A 19527-nucleotide genomic window follows, 5' to 3' on the forward strand; every position below is an offset into this window, starting at 1 on the left:
ATCGTATAACAACGGCCTGCCCACCCGAAGTGCTCCCCGGTGCCCCTTGTCCCGGATGGTCACACCATACGCCAGAAATGCACGGCGCGGGACCGTGAGGCACCGGCTATATCATGCCGGTTACGAATGCCATTGAAAGTGTAAATGCCCAGCTACGCAAGATCGTCAAGACACGTGGCCACTTCCCGACGGACGAGGCGGCGACCAAACTGCTGTGGCTGGCCTTACGCAATATCACGGCTGACTGGAGCCGCGCGGCGCATGACTGGAAAGCTGCGATGAACCAGTTCGCGATCCTCTACGAGGATCGCTTCACCAGGATTCATTTGTAGAATGCAATTGACGACCTGCCAGACGGCAGGCTTTTATCTGCCTTGCACACAAAAATTCAGACACTCCCAAGGAAAGGCCAACAACCCAACCACCCAGCAGTCAAAAAAAAACCCCTCATAGCGCCCCAGCCCAATTTGTGCTTTACTTTTCGGCAGCCCTATAAGAAAACCCGCAACACCCCAATCGGACCGCAAAAAAACAGGCAGCCGAAGGCAAACACCAACCGCAAAAGGTCCGGTCTCACCCCATAAGGAGACAACTTCATGGCGATCAGCATCAGTCTGACGGTGAACGGCGCGCCCATCAGCGCCTCAATCGATCCTGGCACCCTGCTAGTCCAGTTCCTTCGAGATCAGTTGCGTCTCACCGGCACACACATCGGCTGCGATACGGCCCAATGCGGCGCGTGCACGGTCCATCTGAACGGACGCGCGATCAAATCCTGCAACATCCTCGCGGTGCAGGCGGACGGCGCGAAAATCACCACCATCGAAGGGCTCGCCAAAGACGGCACACTGCATCCCATGCAGGCAGCCTTCAAACATTGCCACGGCCTGCAATGCGGCTTCTGTACGCCCGGCATGGTGATGAGCGCGGTCTCGCTCGTCCAGCGCCAGCCGGATCTCACCGGCGATGACGTACGCGCCCAGCTCGACGGCAATCTGTGCCGCTGTACGGGCTATCACAACATCGTCAAAGCAGTGCTCGAAGGCGCCGAAAGCATGAAGTCCGCCGCCGCCAACGCCGCCGCCAACGCCGCCGACAATGCCACCGCGCAGGCCACCGCACCGGCCACCGCCTGAGGAGCCGACGATGAACGCACCCGAAACTCACCTGATCGGCGCCTCCGTCGAACGTAAGGAAGACTATCGGTTCCTGACCGGCAATGGCCAGTACACCGACGACATCGTCCTGCCCCAGCAAACCTACGCGGTATTTCTGCGCTCGCCGTACGCGCACGCGAAGATCAACAGCATCGACACTGCCGCGGCCAAGCAGTCGCCCGGCGTAGTGGCGATCTTCACCGGCACGGACATGGCCGCTGACAACGTCGGCGGCCTGCCGTGCGGCTGGCTGATCCACAGCACCGACGGTAAGCCGATGAACGAGCCGCCGCATCCGGTCATCGCGCATACGAAAGTGCGTCACGTCGGCGACCAGGTCGCGCTCGTGATCGCCGATTCGATCAAGGCCGCCAAAGACGCCGCCGAATTGATCGAAGTCGACTACGACGTGCTGCCGGCCGTCGTGGACACCGCGCATGCAGCCGACGCCGGCCAGCCCGCCGTGCACGACGAAGTGCCCGACAACATCTGCTACAACTGGGGCCACGGCGACAAAGCCGCCACCGACGCCGCCTTCGCCAAAGCCGCGCACGTCACCACGCTCGACATCGTCAACAACCGGCTGATTCCGAATGCGATCGAACCGCGCGCGGTCAACGCGAGCTATTCGGTGCAGGACGACAGCTACACGCTCTACGTCGCGAACCAGAATCCGCATGTGGAGCGCCTGCTGATGGCGGCATTCGTGCTGTCGCTGCCAGAATCGAAACTGCGCGTGATCGCGCCGGACGTCGGCGGCGGCTTCGGATCGAAGATTTTCCTGTACGCCGAAGACGTCGCGCTGACCTGGGCGTCGAAGAAAATCCGCCGTCCGGTCAAGTGGACGGCCGAGCGCTCGGAAGCGTTCGTCTCGGACGCGCATGGCCGCGATCACGTGACCAAGGCCGAACTGGCCATGGACGCGGACGGCAAATTCCTCGGCATGCGCATCCACACGACCGCCAACATGGGCGCGTATCTGTCCACGTTCGCGTCGAGCGTGCCGACCATTCTGTATGCCACGCTGCTCGCCGGCCAGTACGCCACGCCCGCGATCTACGCGGAAGTGAAAGCGGTCTTCACCAACACCGTTCCCGTCGATGCCTATCGCGGCGCGGGCCGCCCCGAAGCGACGTACGTGGTGGAGCGGCTGGTGGAAACCGCCGCGCGTGAGATGAAGCTCGACCCGGCAGAGATTCGCCGCCGCAATTTCATCCACGAGTTTCCGTACGCGACGCCGGTCGGCCTCACCTACGACACCGGCGATTACGATACCCTCCTCGCCCGCTCGCTCGAACTCGCGGACGTCAAAGGCTTCGCGGCGCGCAAACAGGAATCCGAAAAGAACGGCAAACTGCGCGGCCTTGGCTATTCGTGCTACATCGAAGCCTGCGGTCTCGCACCTTCGAATATCGCGGGCGCGCTGGGCGCGCGGGCCGGCCTGTTCGAAGTCGGTCAGATTCGCGTGCATCCCACCGGCTCGGTCACCGTGTTCACGGGCTCGCATAGTCACGGCCAGGGACACGAAACGACCTTTGCGCAAGTGGTGGCCGACCGGCTCGGCATCTCACTGGAAAGCGTCGAGATCGTCCACGGCGACACCGGCCGCATTCCATTCGGCATGGGCACGTATGGCTCGCGCTCGATCGCGGTCGGCGGCTCGGCGATCATGAAAGCGCTCGACAAGATCGAAACCAAGGCGAAGAAGATCGCCGCCCACCTGCTCGAAGCCGCGGCGGAAGACATCGAGTTCAAGGACGGCGTATTCCGCGTCGCGGGCACCGATCGCACCAAGGCGTTTGCCGAGATTTCGCTCGCTGCATACGTGCCGCACAACTATCCGCTCGACGTGCTCGAACCCGGCCTCGAAGAAAGCGCGTTCTACGATCCGACCAACTTCACCTATCCTTCCGGCGCGTACATCTGCGAGATCGAAGTCGATCCGGAAACGGGCGTGTGCCGGATCCAGCAGTTCACCGCGGTCGACGATTTCGGCAACGTGATCAATCCGATGATCGTCGAAGGCCAGGTGCATGGCGGGCTCGCTCAGGGCATCGGCCAGGCGATGCTGGAGCGCTGCGTGTACGACAACGAGAGCGGCCAGTTGCTGTCCGGCTCGTATATGGATTACGCGATGCCGCATGCGTCCGACTTGCCGGACTTCACCGTCGAAACCGCGAAGGGCACGCCGTGCACGCACAATCCGCTCGGTGTGAAAGGCTGCGGCGAAGCGGGCGCGATCGGCTCGCCGCCGGCGGTGATCAACGCGATCCTCGACGCGCTCGTGCCGCTCGGCGTGACCGACCTGCAAATGCCGGCGACGCCGCATCGCGTGTGGTCCGCGATCCACGCCGCCAAGCAAGCCCATTGAGATCCTGAGCGGAGCATTCGACATGTATTCATTCGAGTATCAACGCGCGACGGATCCCAAAGCGGCCGCCGCCCTTCTCACCACCGACAGCGACGCGAAGTTTCTGGCCGGCGGCCAAAGCCTGCTGCCCACCATGCGGCTGCGTCTCGCGCAGCCGTCGCAACTGATCGACGTGACGCGCATTCCCGCGCTCAAGTCGATCACCGTCGACGGAAAAACGGTGACGATTGGCGCCGCCGTGTGTCATGCGGACGTCGCGGATCACGCGGAACTGCGGCGCGTATCGCCGGCGCTCGCGGATCTCGCCGCGCATATCGGCGATCGCCAGGTGCGCGCGCTCGGCACGATCGGCGGCTCGCTTGCCAACAACGACCCGGCCGCCTGTTATCCGGCCGCGGCGATGGCGCTGGACGCGACTATCGTGACCGACCGGCGGCGCATTACGTCGAGCGACTTCTTCGTCGGCATGTATGAGACGGCGTTGGCGCCCGACGAGTTGATCGTCGCCGTGGAGTTTCCGGTGCCCGAGCGCGCGGCGTACGAGAAATTCCGCAATCCCGCTTCGCACTTCGCGTTGGTCGGCGTGTTCGTCGCGAAGTTTGCGAGTGGCGTGCGCGTCGCGGTGACGGGCGCGGCGGCGTCGGTGTTTCATGTGCCGGAACTGGAAAGCGCGTTGTCGGCGAACTTCACGCCCGAAGCCGCACGCGCGGTGACGGTGTCGGCCGCCGACCTGAACACCGACATGCACGCGAGCGCCGAATATCGCGCGCATCTGATTCCGGTACTGGCCGCGCGCGCGGTGACGAAGGCGAACGCTTAGCTTTCCCCGCTGTTCGCGGCTGAAGTGCCCGTGCTCGCGCGGGCACTTCAGCCGCATTCGCTCACGGGCGCCACTGACGCGTCGCCTCATTGGCTTCGCTTCATTGCGCAGATTCAGGACCACCATGCAGCCCGCTTCAATCGACGACACCCTCGCCCAACTCGCCGCCCAGCGCTATTTCGCTAGCCGTGAGCTGGCAACCGCACTCTATCTCGCGCTGCGCATGGAACGGCCGCTGTTCGTCGAAGGCGAGCCGGGTGTCGGCAAGACCGAGCTGGCCAAGGCAGCGGCGGGCATGCTCGGCACCTCGATGTTGCGGCTGCAATGTTACGAAGGCCTCGACACGGCGAGCGCGCTCTACGAATGGGACTATCCGCGCCAGATCATGGCGCTGCGTCTTGCCGAAGCCGCCGGCGAGCATCCCGACAACGACACCTTGTATCGCGGCGAATTCCTGCTGAAGCGCCCGCTGCTGCAAGCGCTGATGCCGGATGAAAATCATCCCGGCGCACGGCGCGTGTTGCTGATCGACGAGATAGATCGCGCCGACGAACCGTTCGAAGCCTTTCTGCTGGAACTGCTTTCGGACTTCCAGGTATCGATTCCCGAATATGGCACGGTCCGCGCGGAGCAACCGCCGCTCGTCGTGATGACTTCGAACCGCACGCGCGAAGTGCACGACGCGTTGAAGCGCCGTTGCCTGTATCAATGGATTGGCTATCCGGAACGTGATCGCGAGCTGGAGATCGTTGCCGCTCGCGCGCCGCAAACGTCGGCGGAATTGCAGCGGCGCGCGGTGGATTTCGTCCACCGGCTGCGCGGCATGGATCTGTTCAAGGCGCCCGGCATTGCCGAAACGATCGACTGGTGCCGCGCGCTGGAAGCCTTGTCGGTGACGGAGCTCGACCCGCAATCCGTGCACAACACGCTCGGCGTGCTGCTCAAATATCAGGACGATCTGGCGCGTGTCGACGCCGCGCAGATCGCGCACTGTCTTGCGGCGCCTGGATAGCCAGCATGACGAACTCCATTCACGCCGGCAACGACGGCGCCTCGGGCCAGAGCTCACGGCTCGACGCCGGCAATAGCGACGCTCCTGGCGACCGCTCACACATTGGTCAGCCTGGCCAACGAGTCGTGGCGTCGTCCTCATCGGGCAAAACCGCAGCCACCTCGCTCGACGGCACGCCAACGCTCGCCCGCAACGTGATCCATTTTGTCCGCCTGCTGCGCGGCGCCGGCTTGCCGATGTCGCCCGCGCAAGCCGTCGATGCGCTCGCCGCGCTGCACTGGATCGATCTGGGCCGCCGCGACGACGTGCGCGCCGCGCTCGCGGCGTCGCTGGTTTCAGCGCCCAACGAGCGCGATCTGTTCAACGCCGCATTCGACCTGTTCTGGCCCGATCCCGATTGGGAAGGCAAGCTGCGCGCGCTGCTTCTACCGAAGGTTCGCGACGGCCTGCCGCCGCCCAAACGCAACAACCGTCTCGCCGACGCGCTGGCCGTGCGCGCGCCGCCGTCAGCGCATAGCAAGGCGCCGCAGGAAACCGAGCAGCACGAACTGCATGCGCACGTCACCTTCAGCGCGGAAGAACGCCTGCGTCATCGCGATTTCGATACCCTTTCCGCCGATGAGTGGCGCACCTTGCGTCATCTGATTCGCGGCCAGCGTCTGCCGCTCGCAACCGAGCCGACGCGCCGCCTGAAAGCCGCTTCGCACGGCACGCATGCGGACCTGCGCGCGAGTGCCCGCCACGCCGTGCGCGCGGGCGGCGACTGGACAGTGTGGAAGTATCGCGCGGTGGTCGAACGCAAACCGCCGCTCGTGCTGCTGCTCGACATTTCCGGCTCGATGAGCAGCTATTCGCGCGCGGTGCTGTATTTCTGCCATGCGCTGCTGCAGTCGCGCGAACGCCTGCAGGTGTTTCTGTTCGGCACGCGCCTCACCAACGCGACACGCGCGCTGCGCGAGCGCGATCCCGACGTGGCGATTGCGACGCTCACCGAGCAGGTGGCCGACTGGTCCGGCGGCACGCGGATCGGCGCGGCGCTCGCCGAATTCAACCGCCGCTGGGCACGGCGGGTGCTCACCGGACGTGCCACGGTGCTGCTCGTCACTGATGGCCTCGATCACGAAGCGATCGACGTGCTCGACGCCGAGATGGCTCGTCTGCACCGCTTCGCTCACCGTATCGTGTGGCTCAATCCGCTGCTGCGTTTCAGCGGTTTTTCTCCGAAGGCGCGCGGCGTGCAGGCCATCCTGCCGTATGTCGATGCGCATCGGCCGGTTCATAATCTGGACAGCCTGACGGCGTTCGGCCGCGACCTCGCGCAACTCACGCGCGCGCCTCTTCGCAGCGTCGGCGCGAGGGCCGTAGGAGCGACTTCATGGAATTGACCGAAACCCATGTGCTACCCGTTTCGCAGCAAACCGCGTGGGACGCGCTGAACGACACGGAAATGCTGCGCGCCTGCATTCCCGGCTGCGAAAGCATCGATCCGGACGGCGAGAACGCCTATCTGGTGGCACTGAGCGCCGCGGTCGGCCCGGTCAAGGCGCGTTTCAAGGGACGCATGCAACTCATCGACATCGAGGCGCCCAACTCGTACAGCATCGTGTTCGAAGGCCAGGGCGGCGCGGCAGGGTTCGCCAAGGGCAACGCGCACGTTTCGCTCGAAGCCGATGGCGAGGCCGCCACGAAGCTCAGCTATACGGCGCATGCGCAGGTCGGCGGCAAGCTCGCGCAGATCGGCTCGCGGCTCGTCGACGGCGCGGCGCGTAAAATCGCAGGCGAATTCTTCAAGCGCTTCGGCGCCCGGCTGGGCGGCTCGGGTGACGGTAACGGTGATGGCGCGGCGGCCCCGGACGCCAAGGAAAATGCAGCCGATCAAACGGTGCCGCACAATACAGCATCGACTGACGCTGCGGACGGTGAATCCGGCGGCGACGCAACGAAAAGGAAGAAATCATGGACAGCGTGGATCTCGAAGTCCTGAAGTCCAGCGCACGTTGGCTGGAAGAGGGACATCGCGCGCTACTGGTAACGGTGGTGAAGACATGGGGCTCGTCGCCGCGTCCCGAGGGCGCAATGCTCGCAGTGCGCGACGATGGGCTCGTGGTGGGCTCGGTGTCGGGCGGCTGCATCGAAGACGATCTGATCGACCGCGTGCGGCAACGGGGTATCGAGCAGACGCTGCCCGAAGCGGTCAAATACGGCATCACCGCGGAAGAAGCGCATCGCTTCGGCCTGCCGTGCGGCGGCACGATCCAGCTGGTGCTGGAACCGCTGACGCTGCACAGCGGCATCGCCGAACTGTGCGGCGCGGTGGAGAACGGGCGCCTCGTGGCCCGCGAAGTGAATATGGCAACCGGCGCGGCGCGGCTGGAAAACGCGCAGGCAACGGACGGCGTGCATTTCGACGGCGCTCGTCTGCTGACGATTCACGGCCCGCGCTACCGCATGCTGGTGATCGGCGCGGGGCAGTTGTCGCGCTATCTGTGCCATATCGCGGTTGGGCTCGACTATCAGGTCACTGTGTGCGATCCGCGCGAGGAATACACCGAGGAGTGGAACATTCCCGGCACGAAGATCGTGCGCACCATGCCCGACGACACGGTGATCGAGATGAAGCTCGACGAGCGCTGCGCGGTGATCGCCCTGACGCACGACCCGAAGCTCGACGATCTCGCGCTGATGGAAGCGTTGAAAACGCCCGCGTTTTACGTCGGCGCGTTGGGTTCGCGACGGAACAATCAGGCGCGGCGCGAGCGCCTCAAGGAGTTCGATCTGAACGATACGGAGTTGGGCCGCCTGCATGGACCGGTCGGCATTTATATCGGCAGCAGAACGCCGCCTGAGATCGCGGTTTCGATTCTTGCCGAAGTGACGGCGGCCAAGAACGGTGTGTCCCTGCCGACCTTGCTTCAGGTCGAAGGCGCCAAGGCTGCGCGGGAAATTGCCGCTTCGGGCGGAACGGCGTGTAGCGTTTAACGGAAATCTGCCTGCGCGCGGCGCGCTGTTCTCAGCCGCCGCGACGCAGAGCGCCGCAGAGTCAGAGCAACTCAGCGCGGCGCAACAATCCGCTCACATCAAGCCGCAAACCACGGCAGCGATCACCGACCCGCCCACCAGCACGACGCCCACCACGCGGCGCCTGTTCAACTCGGTCCACAGCAGAACGCCGGTCAGCGAAAGCAGAATCATGCTGCCGGCGATCGTATCGATCAGCAACACCCAGCCGACGCTCAGTCCCACGCCTTTGTGCAGGTTGTTCATCGTCGAAAGAAACGAGTTCTGCGTGCGTTTCACCGCGACGAAGCCGTTGCCCACCCAGTATTCGGCCTGCACGCTCTGCGACGGTCCCATGATGCCGACCTGCCAGAATTCCGGCTGCATCGTGCTGCGATCGCCCCACGCCACCGGATGTGCCGGCTCGCGCTTCGTCCTGCCCGGCTTGCCGTCTATTTTCAACTCGGCTTTGAGCCACTTCGCCATCTCCATCGGCGAACGCAGCGGCTGTTGCGGAACGGGAATCTGCATTTGCTCGACTTGCGGCTCGCCCGACGAGACCTTCAGCGGGCCGCCGCGGTGGTTCAGCAGAAACCCGGTCACACCGAACAGCAAGCCCAGCACCGCGCCCCACAGGCCGACCCAGCCGTGCACCTTGCGCAGCCACTTGATGAAATTCGCGCGCCGCGAGCGCTGACGCCGCGCCGCCTGTTCGGCGTCGTCCATCAGATTTTGGCCGCGTTCCGGCGTGTGAGCCGTGTATTGCGTGCCGTGACCGGCGGCGGGTTTCATGTCGATGTCGATCGAGTCAGGCGCATTCAAATCCGGGCTCCAGGCGCAGCAAGTCGATCCATCGCCGTCACGCGGCGACAAAGCGCATGCTCACCCGGCAGTGGTCGAGGGAAGTATCGAAAAGGGAGTGCCGGACAACCCGGCTTGCGGTCCGGGCCGTCCGGCTGAGAGGCTGGCTGGCGGTCACAGAGGAGGAGAATGTGACAGAAAGCTGGCGACGCCTTTCAATTGATAATGGATATCATTACATAATTAAGCGATTTACTCAATCACAACGCGCGGCATCCGCTTGACATCGGCGCGGCGCGCCCCGACTCTAGCTGGCGATCCCGCCAACGTTCAGTTCGGACACCAGCCTGCCATGCGCCTTTCTTCCCTGGTCTGTCTTGCCTCCTTCGGCTGGCTTGCCGGCATCCACGGCGCGGGGGCGGGCGTCGCGGCCAGACTGGACGATCCCTATACCAACGAAGGCGAGACGCAGACCTTCACCGTCAACGCGGACGGCTCCTATTCGAAGCTCGATTCGATGACACTGCTTGTGAACAACGAAGCAGGCGTCGCGCGGGTCGCGCAGCAATATGTCTGGTTCAACCGCAACATGGCGGACGTGCAGATCATCGAGGCCTACACGATCACTGCCGACGGCGTACGTCACGACGTGCAGCCCGAGCAGATCCGCGACGTCCAGGAAGCCCGCTCGTTCGACGCGCCGATGTTTCAGGACATTCAGGAAAAGGTGATCGTGTTTCCCGCCGTGGAGCCGGGCGCGCGCGTGCATCTCACCTATCGCAAGACGCAGAAGCAGCCGATCGTGCCGGGCGAATTCAGCGACTTCACGCCGCCCGATCTCGCGCCCACGCACAACTTCCGCCTGATCTACGATCTGCCCGCCGGTAAGCCGCTTTATGCCGATGCGCGCGGCTTCACCGTCGCGCAGCCCATAACGCGCGACGGCCGCACGCGCTACGAATATCGCTACGACAAGGCGCATTTCAGCCGCCTGGAGCGCGGCTCGGTTGCGTACGTGTCGTATGGCGACCGGCTGATGGTCTCGACCTTCCCGGACTATGCCGCGTTCGCCGCGACCTACCGGGAATCCGCAGCGGACCCGAGCGCGCACGATGCCGCCGTCACGCGTCTCGCGCAACAGCTCACCGCGCGCGACCACACGCCGCGCGACAAAGCCAAAACGCTGTACGACTGGGTACGCCGCAATGTGCGCTACGTGGCTATCAACGTCGGACGCGGCGCGGTTGTGCCGCACAGCGCGAGCGCAGTCCTCGCGAACCGCTACGGCGATTGCAAGGATCACGTCGCGCTTTACGGCGCGTTGCTCGACGCGGCCGGCGTGCGCAACGAGCCGGCCTTGATCAGCAGCGGCACGATCTACACGCTGCCGAGCGTGCCGGGTTACGGCGTCATCAATCACATCATCACGTGGCTGCCGGATTTGCAGCAATACGCCGATTCGACCGCATCGAATGTCGAATTCGGTTTTCTGCCGCCCTCCGACATGAACCGGCCGACCGTGCTCGTCGGCGAGGGTATGCTCTCGCGCACGCCCGCCACCGCGCTCCTGACGCGCAGCACCGACCTGTCGATCAAGGTCGAACCGGATGGCTCGGCAAGCTTCACGTATCGGCTGGAGGCGGCCGGCGCTTCCGCCGAACAGACGCGCGCCATGTTACGCACGCAAACACCCGCACAGCGCGAGGATTCGATTCAGGCGGAATTGCGCGGCGCCAACCTGCGCGGCACCGCTACGCTCACCACGAATGACCTCACCGTGGCCGACGGCCCGCTCACCATCACGATGAAAGGCACGCTGGAAAGTCTCGTGGTGCCCGGCGCGGCGGCGTCGATTCCGGCGCTGACGAGTCTGGCCGGCGGCTTCGAGGCGGATACGCGTTACTGGCTTGGCGAGCGACAGCGCACGCAGCCGTTCATCTGTCGCAACCAGGCGCTGCATGAACGCGCGCGCATCGAGTTGCCCGCCAATTTTCGCGTGCTCGACATGCCGGAGGCGAAGCGGACCCAGGACCGCCTTGTCGATTTCCAGTCGCAGTACACGTTCGATCCGCACAGCAACGTGGTCACGATGACGCGCGACGGCGCCACGCATTTCGATAGCGACGTCTGCACACCCGACGACTTCGCGCAGATGCGCCCTGCGATCGAAGCCATCGGGCGCGACGTGCGTGCGGAAGTGATTGTCAGATCGACGCTAGTGGAGTCATCGAGTGTTGCTTCGCAGGCGCCGTGAGCGCCGGCGAAAGCGCATGCCTTCGCCGGGGATGCGCTCAAACGGGCCAGAGCGGCCCTTCCTGCATCGCGCCGATCTGCTCGCGTAATTCGAGGATGCGGTCTTCCCAGTAACGCTGCGTGTTGAACCACGGAAACGCTGCGGGAAACGCCGGGTCGTCCCAGCGACGCGCGAGCCACGCCTGATAGTGAATCAGCCGCAGCGTGCGCAATGCTTCGACCAGATAAAGTTCGCGCGGCTCGAAGTCGCAGAAGTCTTCGTAACCGGCGAGCAGATCCGCCAGCGCGCGTGACGCTTCTACGCGCTCGCCCGGCAGCAACAGCCACAAATCCTGCACCGCCGGTCCCATGCGGCTGTCGTCGAAGTCGACGAAATGCGGCCCTGCGTCTGTCCACAACACGTTGCTCGGATGACAGTCGCCATGCATTCGCAACATGCGGATATCGCCGGCCCGCTCGTACGCACGTTCCACGCCTTCGAGCGCGAGATTGACCACGGTTTCCCATGCGGTGCGCACGTCGTCCGGCACAAAACGGTGAGAGAGCAGGAAGTCGCGCGGCTCGTAGCCGAAGGTATGAATATCCAGAGTAGGACGTTCGACGTAATTCTGCGTCTGACCAACCGCATGGATGCGGCCGATGAAACGCCCGAGCCATTCCAGCGTGTCGGGCCGGTCGAGATCCGGCGCGCGGCCGCCGCGACGCTCGAAGATCGAGAAGCGAAAGCCGTCGAAGCTATGCAGCGTGCGGCCTTCGAAAGTGAGCGCAGGCACCGCTGGAATTTCGCGGGAAGCGAGATCGGCAACGAAAGCATGTTCTTCGAGAATCGCGGCGTCGCTCCAGCGCTCGGGTCGATAGAACTTCGCGACCACCGGCGGACCATCTTCCACGCCGACCTGGTACACGCGGTTCTCGTAGCTGTTGAGCGGCAGCATGCGGCCGTCGGTGCGCACGCCGACTGTGCCGAGCACGCCGTCGAGCGCGTCGAGCACGATTTCCGGCTTGAGCCGGGCGAAAGGCACAGCGCTGTCCGCGCGGTCCTGTGGATCGAGGATGTCGTCGTTCATGCCCGCATTGTGCGCCGCGCCGGCGTCAAAGACGAGGGCGACAACGCACAACGCGGCGCAACCCGCGGCTTACAACTCGCACACGGCTTGCACTCGAACGGCCTTCAATGCATCTGCGCGCTCGACGGTCGCACCAACTCGCCCGTATCGATCAGGTCTTCAAGGAAAAAGGGTTCAGTGTTCAGTTGCAGCGAAGCGCCGGGCTCGCCGGCATACCACGCCACCATTGCCATGTCGCCGAGAATGCGCATGACGATCCCGCGCGCGCCTTGCGGCACGGCGATATGCACCGATCGGACAATGGAACCGATTTGCATGATGTTTCCCCGTTTCTCCCATAGCCGGCTTTATGATTTCCTTGCCGGTCAAGGTGATGATAAAAGCGTCGCTCCGCCGATAACGTTGCGTACGCACCCAATCTGCTGCGCGTGATACGCGTGAGAGGTTCGAGTCACTGTTCCCGTTTTGCGGGGCCGGGGAAAGCGCGAACTCGAGGCTGCAGACTCAACATTCTTTACCCGTCGTTTCGCCCTATTCCCATTACGGCGCGGCGGACCGATGATTCGGAGCGTAACGCGTCGCAATAAGGTCATCATAAACCCTGCCGGGGTGAGATATCAAAAACGTGCACCAACCAGACCATTTGCTCGATCCGACCGCTGGGCCGGCCTGCTCGCGCCGCTGCGGCGGCCGTTACGCGCATTGTGTCCGGCATGCGTGGCACGCGCGCGACATCTCTTCGCACGGCTTTGAGCGGTTGAACTAGTCATGTGGATCGTTCGTCTTGCGCTACGGCGCCCGTATACGTTCGTCGTCCTGGCGCTGCTATTGCTGATCGTCGGACCTTTGACGATCCTGCGCACGCCGACCGACATCTTCCCCAATATCGACATTCCAGTGCTCTCGGTGATCTGGTCGTACAACGGCCTGCCCGCCGACGAGATGGAAAAACGCATCGTGCTGAATTACGAGCGCGGGCTCTCGGTGGCAGTCAACGATATCGAGCACACCGAGTCGACCTCGCTGAACGGCATCGCGGTGATCAAGATCTTTTTCCAGCCGCACGCGAATATCGACGAGGCGCTCGCCGAAGTCACCGCGCTGTCACAAACGCAATTGCGCTCGCTGCCGCCCGGCATCACGCCGCCGAATATCCTGCGCTACAACGCTTCGACGGTGCCGATTCTGCGGCTCGCGCTGTCGTCCGCGTCGCTCACCGAGCAGGAGCTATACGACTTCGGCAACAACTTCCTGAAGACCCAGCTCGCCACCGTGCCGGGCGCTTCCGCGCCGCTGCCGTACGGCGGCAAACAACGGCAGATCATGGTCGATATCGATTCGCGCAAATTGCAGGAGCGCAATCTTTCGCCGCTGGACGTGGTCAACGCGGTCACCGCACAGAATCTGATCCTGCCTTCCGGTACCGCCAAAATCGGTTCAACGGAATACTCGGTGGAAATGAACGGCAGCCCGGATTCGCTGGCAGGCCTGAACAATATTCCGATCCGATCCACGGCTAACGGCACCGTTTATATTCGCGACGTCGCTCATGTACGCGACGGTTTCCAGCCGCAAACCAATATCGTGCGCGTGAACGGCCAGCGCGCGGCGCTCCTGACCATCAACAAGAGCGGCAATACGTCCACGCTCGAAATCGTCGATCGCATCAAGACGTTGATGCCGACGTTGCGCAATCTCGTGCCCGCCTCTCTGAATATCGACCCCGTTGCCGACCAGTCGCTGTTCGTGCGCGCTTCCGTGCAAGGCGTGCTGCGCGAGGCGCTGATCGCTGCCTGCCTGACCGGCCTGATGATTCTGCTGTTCCTCGGCAACTGGCGCGCCACGCTGATCATCGCCGTGTCGATTCCGCTGTCGATGATCACCTCGATCATCGCGCTCTCCCTGCTCGGCGAAACCATCAACATCATGACACTCGGCGGGCTTGCGCTCGCGGTCGGCATTCTGGTGGACGATGCGACGGTGGCGATCGAAAACATCAGCCATCAACTCGAACAGGGCAAGACGCTCGAACAGGCGATTCTCGACGGCGCGCATCAGATTGCGATTCCGACGCTGGTGTCGACCTTGTCCATCTGCATCGTCTTCGTGCCGATGTTTCTGCTCACGGGCGTCGCGCACTATCTGTTCATTCCGCTGGCCGAGGCGGTGGTGTTCGCCATGCTGGCGTCGTATTTCTTCTCGCGCACGCTCGTGCCGACGCTCGCGAAATACCTGCTGCGCTATCACCATAAACCCGCGGACCTGCATCACACCCCGGCGCAAACGCGCAATCCGTTCATGCGCGCGCACTACGCATTCGAAGGCGGCTTCGCGCGTTTGCGCGAGCGCTATCGCGTGTTTCTCGAAGCGCGCGTCGCGCGGCCGGGCCTGTTCGTGACGCTGTTTCTTGTTTGCTGCGGCGCCTCGATGTTGCTGATGCCGTTTCTCGGCCGCGACTTTTTCCCGGCTGTGGACGCCGGCACGATCGCGCTGCATCTGCGCGCGAAAACCGGCATGCGGGTGGAGGAGACCGCGGTCGTCACCGATCGCGTCGACACACGTATCCGTCAGTTGATACCGGCGGGCGAGCTGCATTCGATCATCGACAACATCGGCTTGCCGGTCTCGGGTATCAACCTCTCGTACAGCAACACCGGCACGATCGGCACCTCGGACGCCGACGTGCTGATCACGCTCAATCCCGACCATCATCCGAGCGCGGACTACGTGCGCACGCTGCGGCGTACGCTCACCGACGAATTCCCCGGCGTGCAGTTCGCCTTCCTGCCCGCGGATATCGTCAGTCAAACGCTCAACTTCGGCATGCCGTCGCCGATCGACATTCAGATCGTGGGCCGTGAAGTGGCCGGCAATCGCGCATTCGCCGCGAAGTTGCTGAACCGTCTGCGCACGGTGCCCGGTCTCGTCGACGCACGCATCCAGCAGCCCGCCGATCTGCCGCGTATCTTTATCGACGTGGACCGCACGCGTGCGCAGCAAGCCGGCTTCTCGCAACGCGACATTGCGAGCAATCTGCTGATCACGCTATCGGGCAGCCAGCAAACCACGCCGACGTTCTGGCTCAATCCGCGCAACGGCGTGAGCTACAACGTGATCACGGAAGCCCCGCAATACACGATCGATTCACTGCAATCGCTCGCGAACATTCCGCTGAACGCGAACGGCCGCAGCAATATTCTCGGTTCGCTCGCCACCATGAAGCGCGAAGCAGGCAACGCCACGCTCACCCACTACAACGCGCAGACCACCATCGATATTTTCGGCACCGCCGACGGCCGCGATCTCGGCGGCGTGTCCGACGACATCCGCAAGATCATCGACGACGCCAAGGCCGATCTGCCCAAAAGCTCGACTATCGAAGTGCGCGGCCAGGTGCAGACCATGAACGATTCGTTCTCCGGCCTGTTCGCCGGTCTGGTGTTCGCGATTCTGTTGGTGTATCTGCTGATCGTGGTGAATTTCCAGTCGTGGCTCGATCCGTTCATCATCATCACCGCGCTGCCGGGCGCGCTCGCCGGTATCGTATGGATGCTGTTTCTCACGCACACCACGCTGTCGATTCCTGCGCTCACGGGTGCGATCATGTGTATAGGCATTGCCACCGCCAACTCGATTCTCGTGATCAGCTTTGCGCGCGAGCAGTTGCTCGAACACGGCGACGCGGCGCGCGCGGCGATCGAAGCGGGCTTCACGCGCTTTCGTCCGGTATTGATGACAGCGCTCGCGATGGTGATCGGCATGGTGCCGATGGCGATCGGTCTCGGCGAAGGCGGCGAGCAGAATGCGCCGCTCGGGCGCGCGGTGATCGGCGGTCTGACGATCGGCACGCTGGCAACGCTGATCTTCGTGCCGGTGGTGTTTTCGATGATCTACCGGCGACTCGCGGCACGACGCCTGCGTGCAGCCGAGCACGTGGTGCAGAAGCCATGATGTGCAGCGCCGCGGCGATCGTGTCGGCAACAGCGGCAATAGCAGGCAGCACGAGAGGCAGCTTCGACTGCCCGAGCATCTTCACAGCAACCATTTTTGCACGGGAAGTTTGATGGAAGGACAACGTCCAGACAGTTCCGGCACCACGCGCGATCCGGCGAAGGCAAAGCGCGCACGCTGGATCGCCGTCGCGGTCGCCGTGGTGGTCATCGCGCTTGCGGCACAAGGTATCTGGTCGCGTCACGACGCGCACGCGGCGCTCGAACGCGATGCCGAGCACACCAGCCAGACCAGCGTCGAAGTCGTGCGGCCGCAGAAATCGACGGCCGGGCTCGATCTCGTGCTGCCCGGCAACGTGCAGGCGTTTCTCGACACGCCGATTTACGCGCGCACCAACGGCTATCTGAAGAAGTGGTACGCGGACATCGGCGCGCGGGTGAAAAACGGCCAGTTGCTGGCGGAGATCGACACGCCGGAAGTGGACGATCAACTGCGCGCGGCCCGCGCCGATCTCGCAAACGCCGACGCCAACTATGCGCTTGCGAAGAGCACCGCCGGGCGCTGGACCGACATGCTGAAAAGCAAATCGGTCTCGAAGCAGGAAACCGACGAAAAGGTCGGCGACATGCTCGCAAAGAAAGCCACGCTCGACGCTGCACGCTTCAACGTGGCGCGACTCGAGAAAACGCAGTCGTTCCAGAAAGTGTATGCGCCGTTCGACGGCATCGTGACCGCGCGCAATGTCGATGTCGGCGCGCTGATCGACGCGGGCAGTTCGGGCGGCCCTGCGAAGGAGCTGTTTCACGTCGCGCAGGCGGATCGGCTGCGCGTCTATGTGAACGTACCGCAGGCCTACGCGCAGCAGGTTCGCGCGCGGCAAGCCGCGTTCCTGACGCTGACCGAGACGCCGTCCCGACATTATCCGGGCACCGTGGCGCGCACCGCGGGCGCCGTCGATCCGCAACAGCGCACGATGCTGGTGGAAGTCGACGTCGACAACCGTAACGGCGATTTGCTGCCGGGCGCGTATGCGCAAGTGCACTTCGAGTTGGGCACGGGCGCGGCGCCATTCACGCTGCCTGGCAACGCGCTGCTGTTCCGCCCGGATGGCGTGAAAGTCGCGACCGTCGACGCGCAGCACAAGGTAAAGCTGATCGCGGTGTCGCTGGGAACGGACTTCGGCACGCGTGTCGCGATTGCATCCGGCCTGCAGGGCGATGAGCGGGTGATCCTGAATCCGCAGGACTCGATCATCGACGGCGCGCCGGTGCGGATCGTGGCTGCGAAAGCGGGAACTGCCACGGGCGCGTCAGGAGCGACCGGTGCTTCCGGCGCGGCGGCGGGTGGTGAGGGCGCGGCAGGCGCGTCCGGCGCAGCGGCGAGCCGCGACGGTGCCGCAAGCGCCAGCGGCGCAGCCGCGGGCAATGATCGGGTGGCGGGCGGCTCGAACGCTGTTGCGGCAGACACGCCAACCACGCATGTCGCCGCGTCGCTGTCCGTAAAGGCATCATCATGAACGCGCCGGCATCCCGTCGCCGTTTCGTCGTGCGGCCGCTGCGGCGCGTCTCGCTGCATGCGTGCGCCTTGACACTCGCAGGCGCGTGCGCACTCACCGCGTGCACCGTCGGCCCCGACTACGTGAAGCCGACCGCGACCACCGCCGCAACCTACAAGGAACTCGACGGCACCGGCTGGAAACCCGCGCAACCCGCCGACACGTTCACACGCGGCGCGTGGTGGAGCGTCTACGCGGACCCGTCGCTCGACGCTCTCGAACAGCAGGTCGCGAGCGCGAATCAGAACGTGCAGGCTGCCGAAGCGCGCTTTCGCGCCGCCCGTGCCACCGTCGCGCAATATCGTTCGAGTTTCTTCCCGCTCGTCAGCGCGACCGGTGCCTATTCGCGCGCCCGTTCATCGGAGAACGTACTGCACAAATCGACCGCGGGTCTCACGCTGAACGACTACCTCGTGCAAGCCGACGCGTCGTGGGAACCCGACCTGTGGGGCCGCGTGTCACGTAGTGTCGAAGGCGCGAAAGCCGAAGCGCAGGCAAGCGCCGCCGACACACAAGCCGCGCTGCTGTCGATGCAGGCCGAACTCGCCACCGACTACTTCGAGCTGCGCGGACTCGATCAGGAGCGCCGACTGCTCGACGACACGATCGAGGCCTACAGGCAAGCGCTGGAGCTGACGCAGCACCGCTACGCCGGCGGCATCGCCACGGACGCCGATGTCGCGCAGGCGCAGACGCAGTTGAAAACCACCCAGGCGCAAGCGCTCGACCTCGGCGTGCAGCGCGCGCAGCTCGAACACGCGATCGCGATTCTGATCGGCCAGCCGCCTTCCACGTTTGCGCTGCCGGTTGCGCCGCTCGCGGCGGTGCCGGTCGTCGCGGCGGCGGGCGTGCCGTCTGAGTTGCTCGAACGGCGCCCCGACATTGCGGCGGCGGAACGGCGCGTCGCCGAGATGAACGCGCAGATCGGCGTGGCGACGGCGGCGTTTTTTCCGAACCTCGTTTTGTCCGTGACGGGTGGCCTCGAAGCGACCAACTACAGTCAATGGTTGCTGGCGCCGAGCCGGCTGTGGTCGCTCGGGCCGACGTTGGCCGGAACGCTGCTCGACTTCGGCGGACGCGCCTCCGTCAAAGAACAGGCCCGCGCGCACTACGACGAAAGCGTCGCGCAATACCGGCAGACCGTGCTGACCGCCTTCGGCCAGGTCGAGGACAATCTCGCCGCCCTGCGCGTGCTCGAGCAGGAAGCGAGCGCCCAGGACGACGCGGTGAGAGCCGCGCAACGTGCGCTGGCGGTCGTATCGGACCGCTATAGGAACGGCGCGATCACCTATCTCGACGTGGTGGTCGCGCAAACCACCGCGCTCACCAACGAACGCGACGCCGTGTCGATCGCGCGACGTCGCATGGCCGCGAGCGTGGCGTTGATCAAGGCGCTGGGCGGCGGCTGGAACGAGTCCGCGCTGCCGACGGATGAACAGATCGTGCATCCGTCCACACCCGCGAGCGATGCCGCGGCGCGTGGGTAGCCGGGGGGGTTGTCGATGCAGCGAAAGGGCGCCGGGCACGGCGCCTGGTGGCGTCG

Annotated in this window: 14 protein-coding genes and 1 pseudogene; 12 read left to right on the forward strand and 3 right to left on the reverse strand. The window is 64.3% G+C overall.

The window, feature by feature from the left end; translation table 11 throughout:
• Positions 1-110: 110 nt before the first annotated feature.
• The 8 genes and pseudogenes from NE850_RS22125 to NE850_RS22160 form a co-directional block, all read left to right on the forward strand.
• A pseudogene (locus tag NE850_RS22125) lies at positions 111-332 on the forward strand (transposase); the annotation flags it as partial.
• A 264-nt stretch (positions 333-596) separates the two neighbouring features.
• The gene (locus NE850_RS22130) at positions 597-1136 is read left to right on the forward strand and encodes a 2Fe-2S iron-sulfur cluster-binding protein (RefSeq protein WP_310699411.1); all 540 of its coding nucleotides are present in this window, start codon (positions 597-599) and stop codon (positions 1134-1136) included.
• Positions 1137-1146: 10 nt separating this feature from the next.
• Complete coding sequence (locus NE850_RS22135) at positions 1147-3528, forward strand: xanthine dehydrogenase family protein molybdopterin-binding subunit (RefSeq protein ID WP_007179655.1); 2382 nt, start codon at positions 1147-1149, stop codon at positions 3526-3528.
• Between the two features lie 22 nt (positions 3529-3550).
• Positions 3551-4348, forward strand: a complete 798-nt coding sequence (locus NE850_RS22140) for a xanthine dehydrogenase family protein subunit M (protein ID WP_310699412.1) — start codon at positions 3551-3553, stop codon at positions 4346-4348.
• A 124-nt stretch (positions 4349-4472) separates the two neighbouring features.
• Positions 4473-5360 (forward strand): MoxR family ATPase, encoded by an 888-nt coding sequence (locus NE850_RS22145; RefSeq protein WP_007179657.1) that lies wholly within the window; start codon positions 4473-4475, stop codon positions 5358-5360.
• A gap of 5 nt (positions 5361-5365) precedes the next feature.
• Positions 5366-6745, forward strand: coding sequence for a VWA domain-containing protein (locus NE850_RS22150; RefSeq protein ID WP_310699413.1), 1380 nt, complete (start codon positions 5366-5368; stop codon positions 6743-6745).
• Positions 6736-7344 (forward strand): CoxG family protein, encoded by a 609-nt coding sequence (locus NE850_RS22155; RefSeq protein ID WP_007179659.1) that lies wholly within the window; start codon positions 6736-6738, stop codon positions 7342-7344. Before NE850_RS22150 ends, NE850_RS22155 begins: the two co-directional genes overlap by 10 nt.
• The gene (locus tag NE850_RS22160) at positions 7317-8339 is read left to right on the forward strand and encodes an XdhC family protein (protein WP_007179660.1); all 1023 of its coding nucleotides are present in this window, start codon (positions 7317-7319) and stop codon (positions 8337-8339) included. Before NE850_RS22155 ends, NE850_RS22160 begins: the two co-directional genes overlap by 28 nt.
• Positions 8340-8432: 93 nt before the next feature.
• Here NE850_RS22160 and NE850_RS22165 read toward each other — a convergent pair whose 3' ends face one another.
• Positions 8433-9179 carry a PepSY-associated TM helix domain-containing protein gene (locus NE850_RS22165; protein ID WP_007179661.1) on the reverse strand — a complete coding sequence of 249 codons (747 nt, stop codon included), beginning with the start codon at positions 9177-9179 and terminating at the stop codon, positions 8433-8435.
• A 331-nt stretch (positions 9180-9510) separates the two neighbouring features.
• On the opposite strand from NE850_RS22165, the gene NE850_RS22170 reads away from it, so the two are divergent.
• On the forward strand, positions 9511-11412 hold the full coding sequence (locus tag NE850_RS22170) for a DUF3857 and transglutaminase domain-containing protein (RefSeq protein WP_310699414.1): 1902 nt from the start codon (positions 9511-9513) through the stop codon (positions 11410-11412).
• Between the two features lie 37 nt (positions 11413-11449).
• Here NE850_RS22170 and NE850_RS22175 read toward each other — a convergent pair whose 3' ends face one another.
• Positions 11450-12478, reverse strand: coding sequence for a serine/threonine protein kinase (locus NE850_RS22175; RefSeq protein ID WP_007179663.1), 1029 nt, complete (start codon positions 12476-12478; stop codon positions 11450-11452).
• Between the two features lie 104 nt (positions 12479-12582).
• A complete protein-coding gene (locus NE850_RS22180) occupies positions 12583-12795 on the reverse strand; it encodes a hypothetical protein (RefSeq protein WP_007179664.1) in 213 nt (70 codons plus the stop codon).
• Between the two features lie 451 nt (positions 12796-13246).
• Here NE850_RS22180 and NE850_RS22185 point away from each other — a divergent pair, with 451 nt between their 5' ends.
• The 3 genes from NE850_RS22185 to NE850_RS22195 all read left to right on the forward strand — a co-directional run bounded on the left by NE850_RS22185 (position 13247) and on the right by NE850_RS22195 (position 19471).
• On the forward strand, positions 13247-16429 hold the full coding sequence (locus NE850_RS22185; RefSeq protein ID WP_310699415.1) for an efflux RND transporter permease subunit: 3183 nt from the start codon (positions 13247-13249) through the stop codon (positions 16427-16429).
• Positions 16430-16541: 112 nt separating this feature from the next.
• Positions 16542-17945 carry an efflux RND transporter periplasmic adaptor subunit gene (locus NE850_RS22190; RefSeq protein WP_310699416.1) on the forward strand — a complete coding sequence of 468 codons (1404 nt, stop codon included), beginning with the start codon at positions 16542-16544 and terminating at the stop codon, positions 17943-17945.
• On the forward strand, positions 17942-19471 hold the full coding sequence (locus NE850_RS22195) for an efflux transporter outer membrane subunit (RefSeq protein WP_007179667.1): 1530 nt from the start codon (positions 17942-17944) through the stop codon (positions 19469-19471). The genes NE850_RS22190 and NE850_RS22195 overlap by 4 nt, the downstream gene beginning before the upstream one ends.
• Positions 19472-19527: the final 56 nt, after the last annotated feature.

Origin of the sequence: Paraburkholderia sp. USG1, assembly GCF_031570135.1 — a bacterium.
Classification (GTDB): domain Bacteria; phylum Pseudomonadota; class Gammaproteobacteria; order Burkholderiales; family Burkholderiaceae; genus Paraburkholderia; species Paraburkholderia dioscoreae.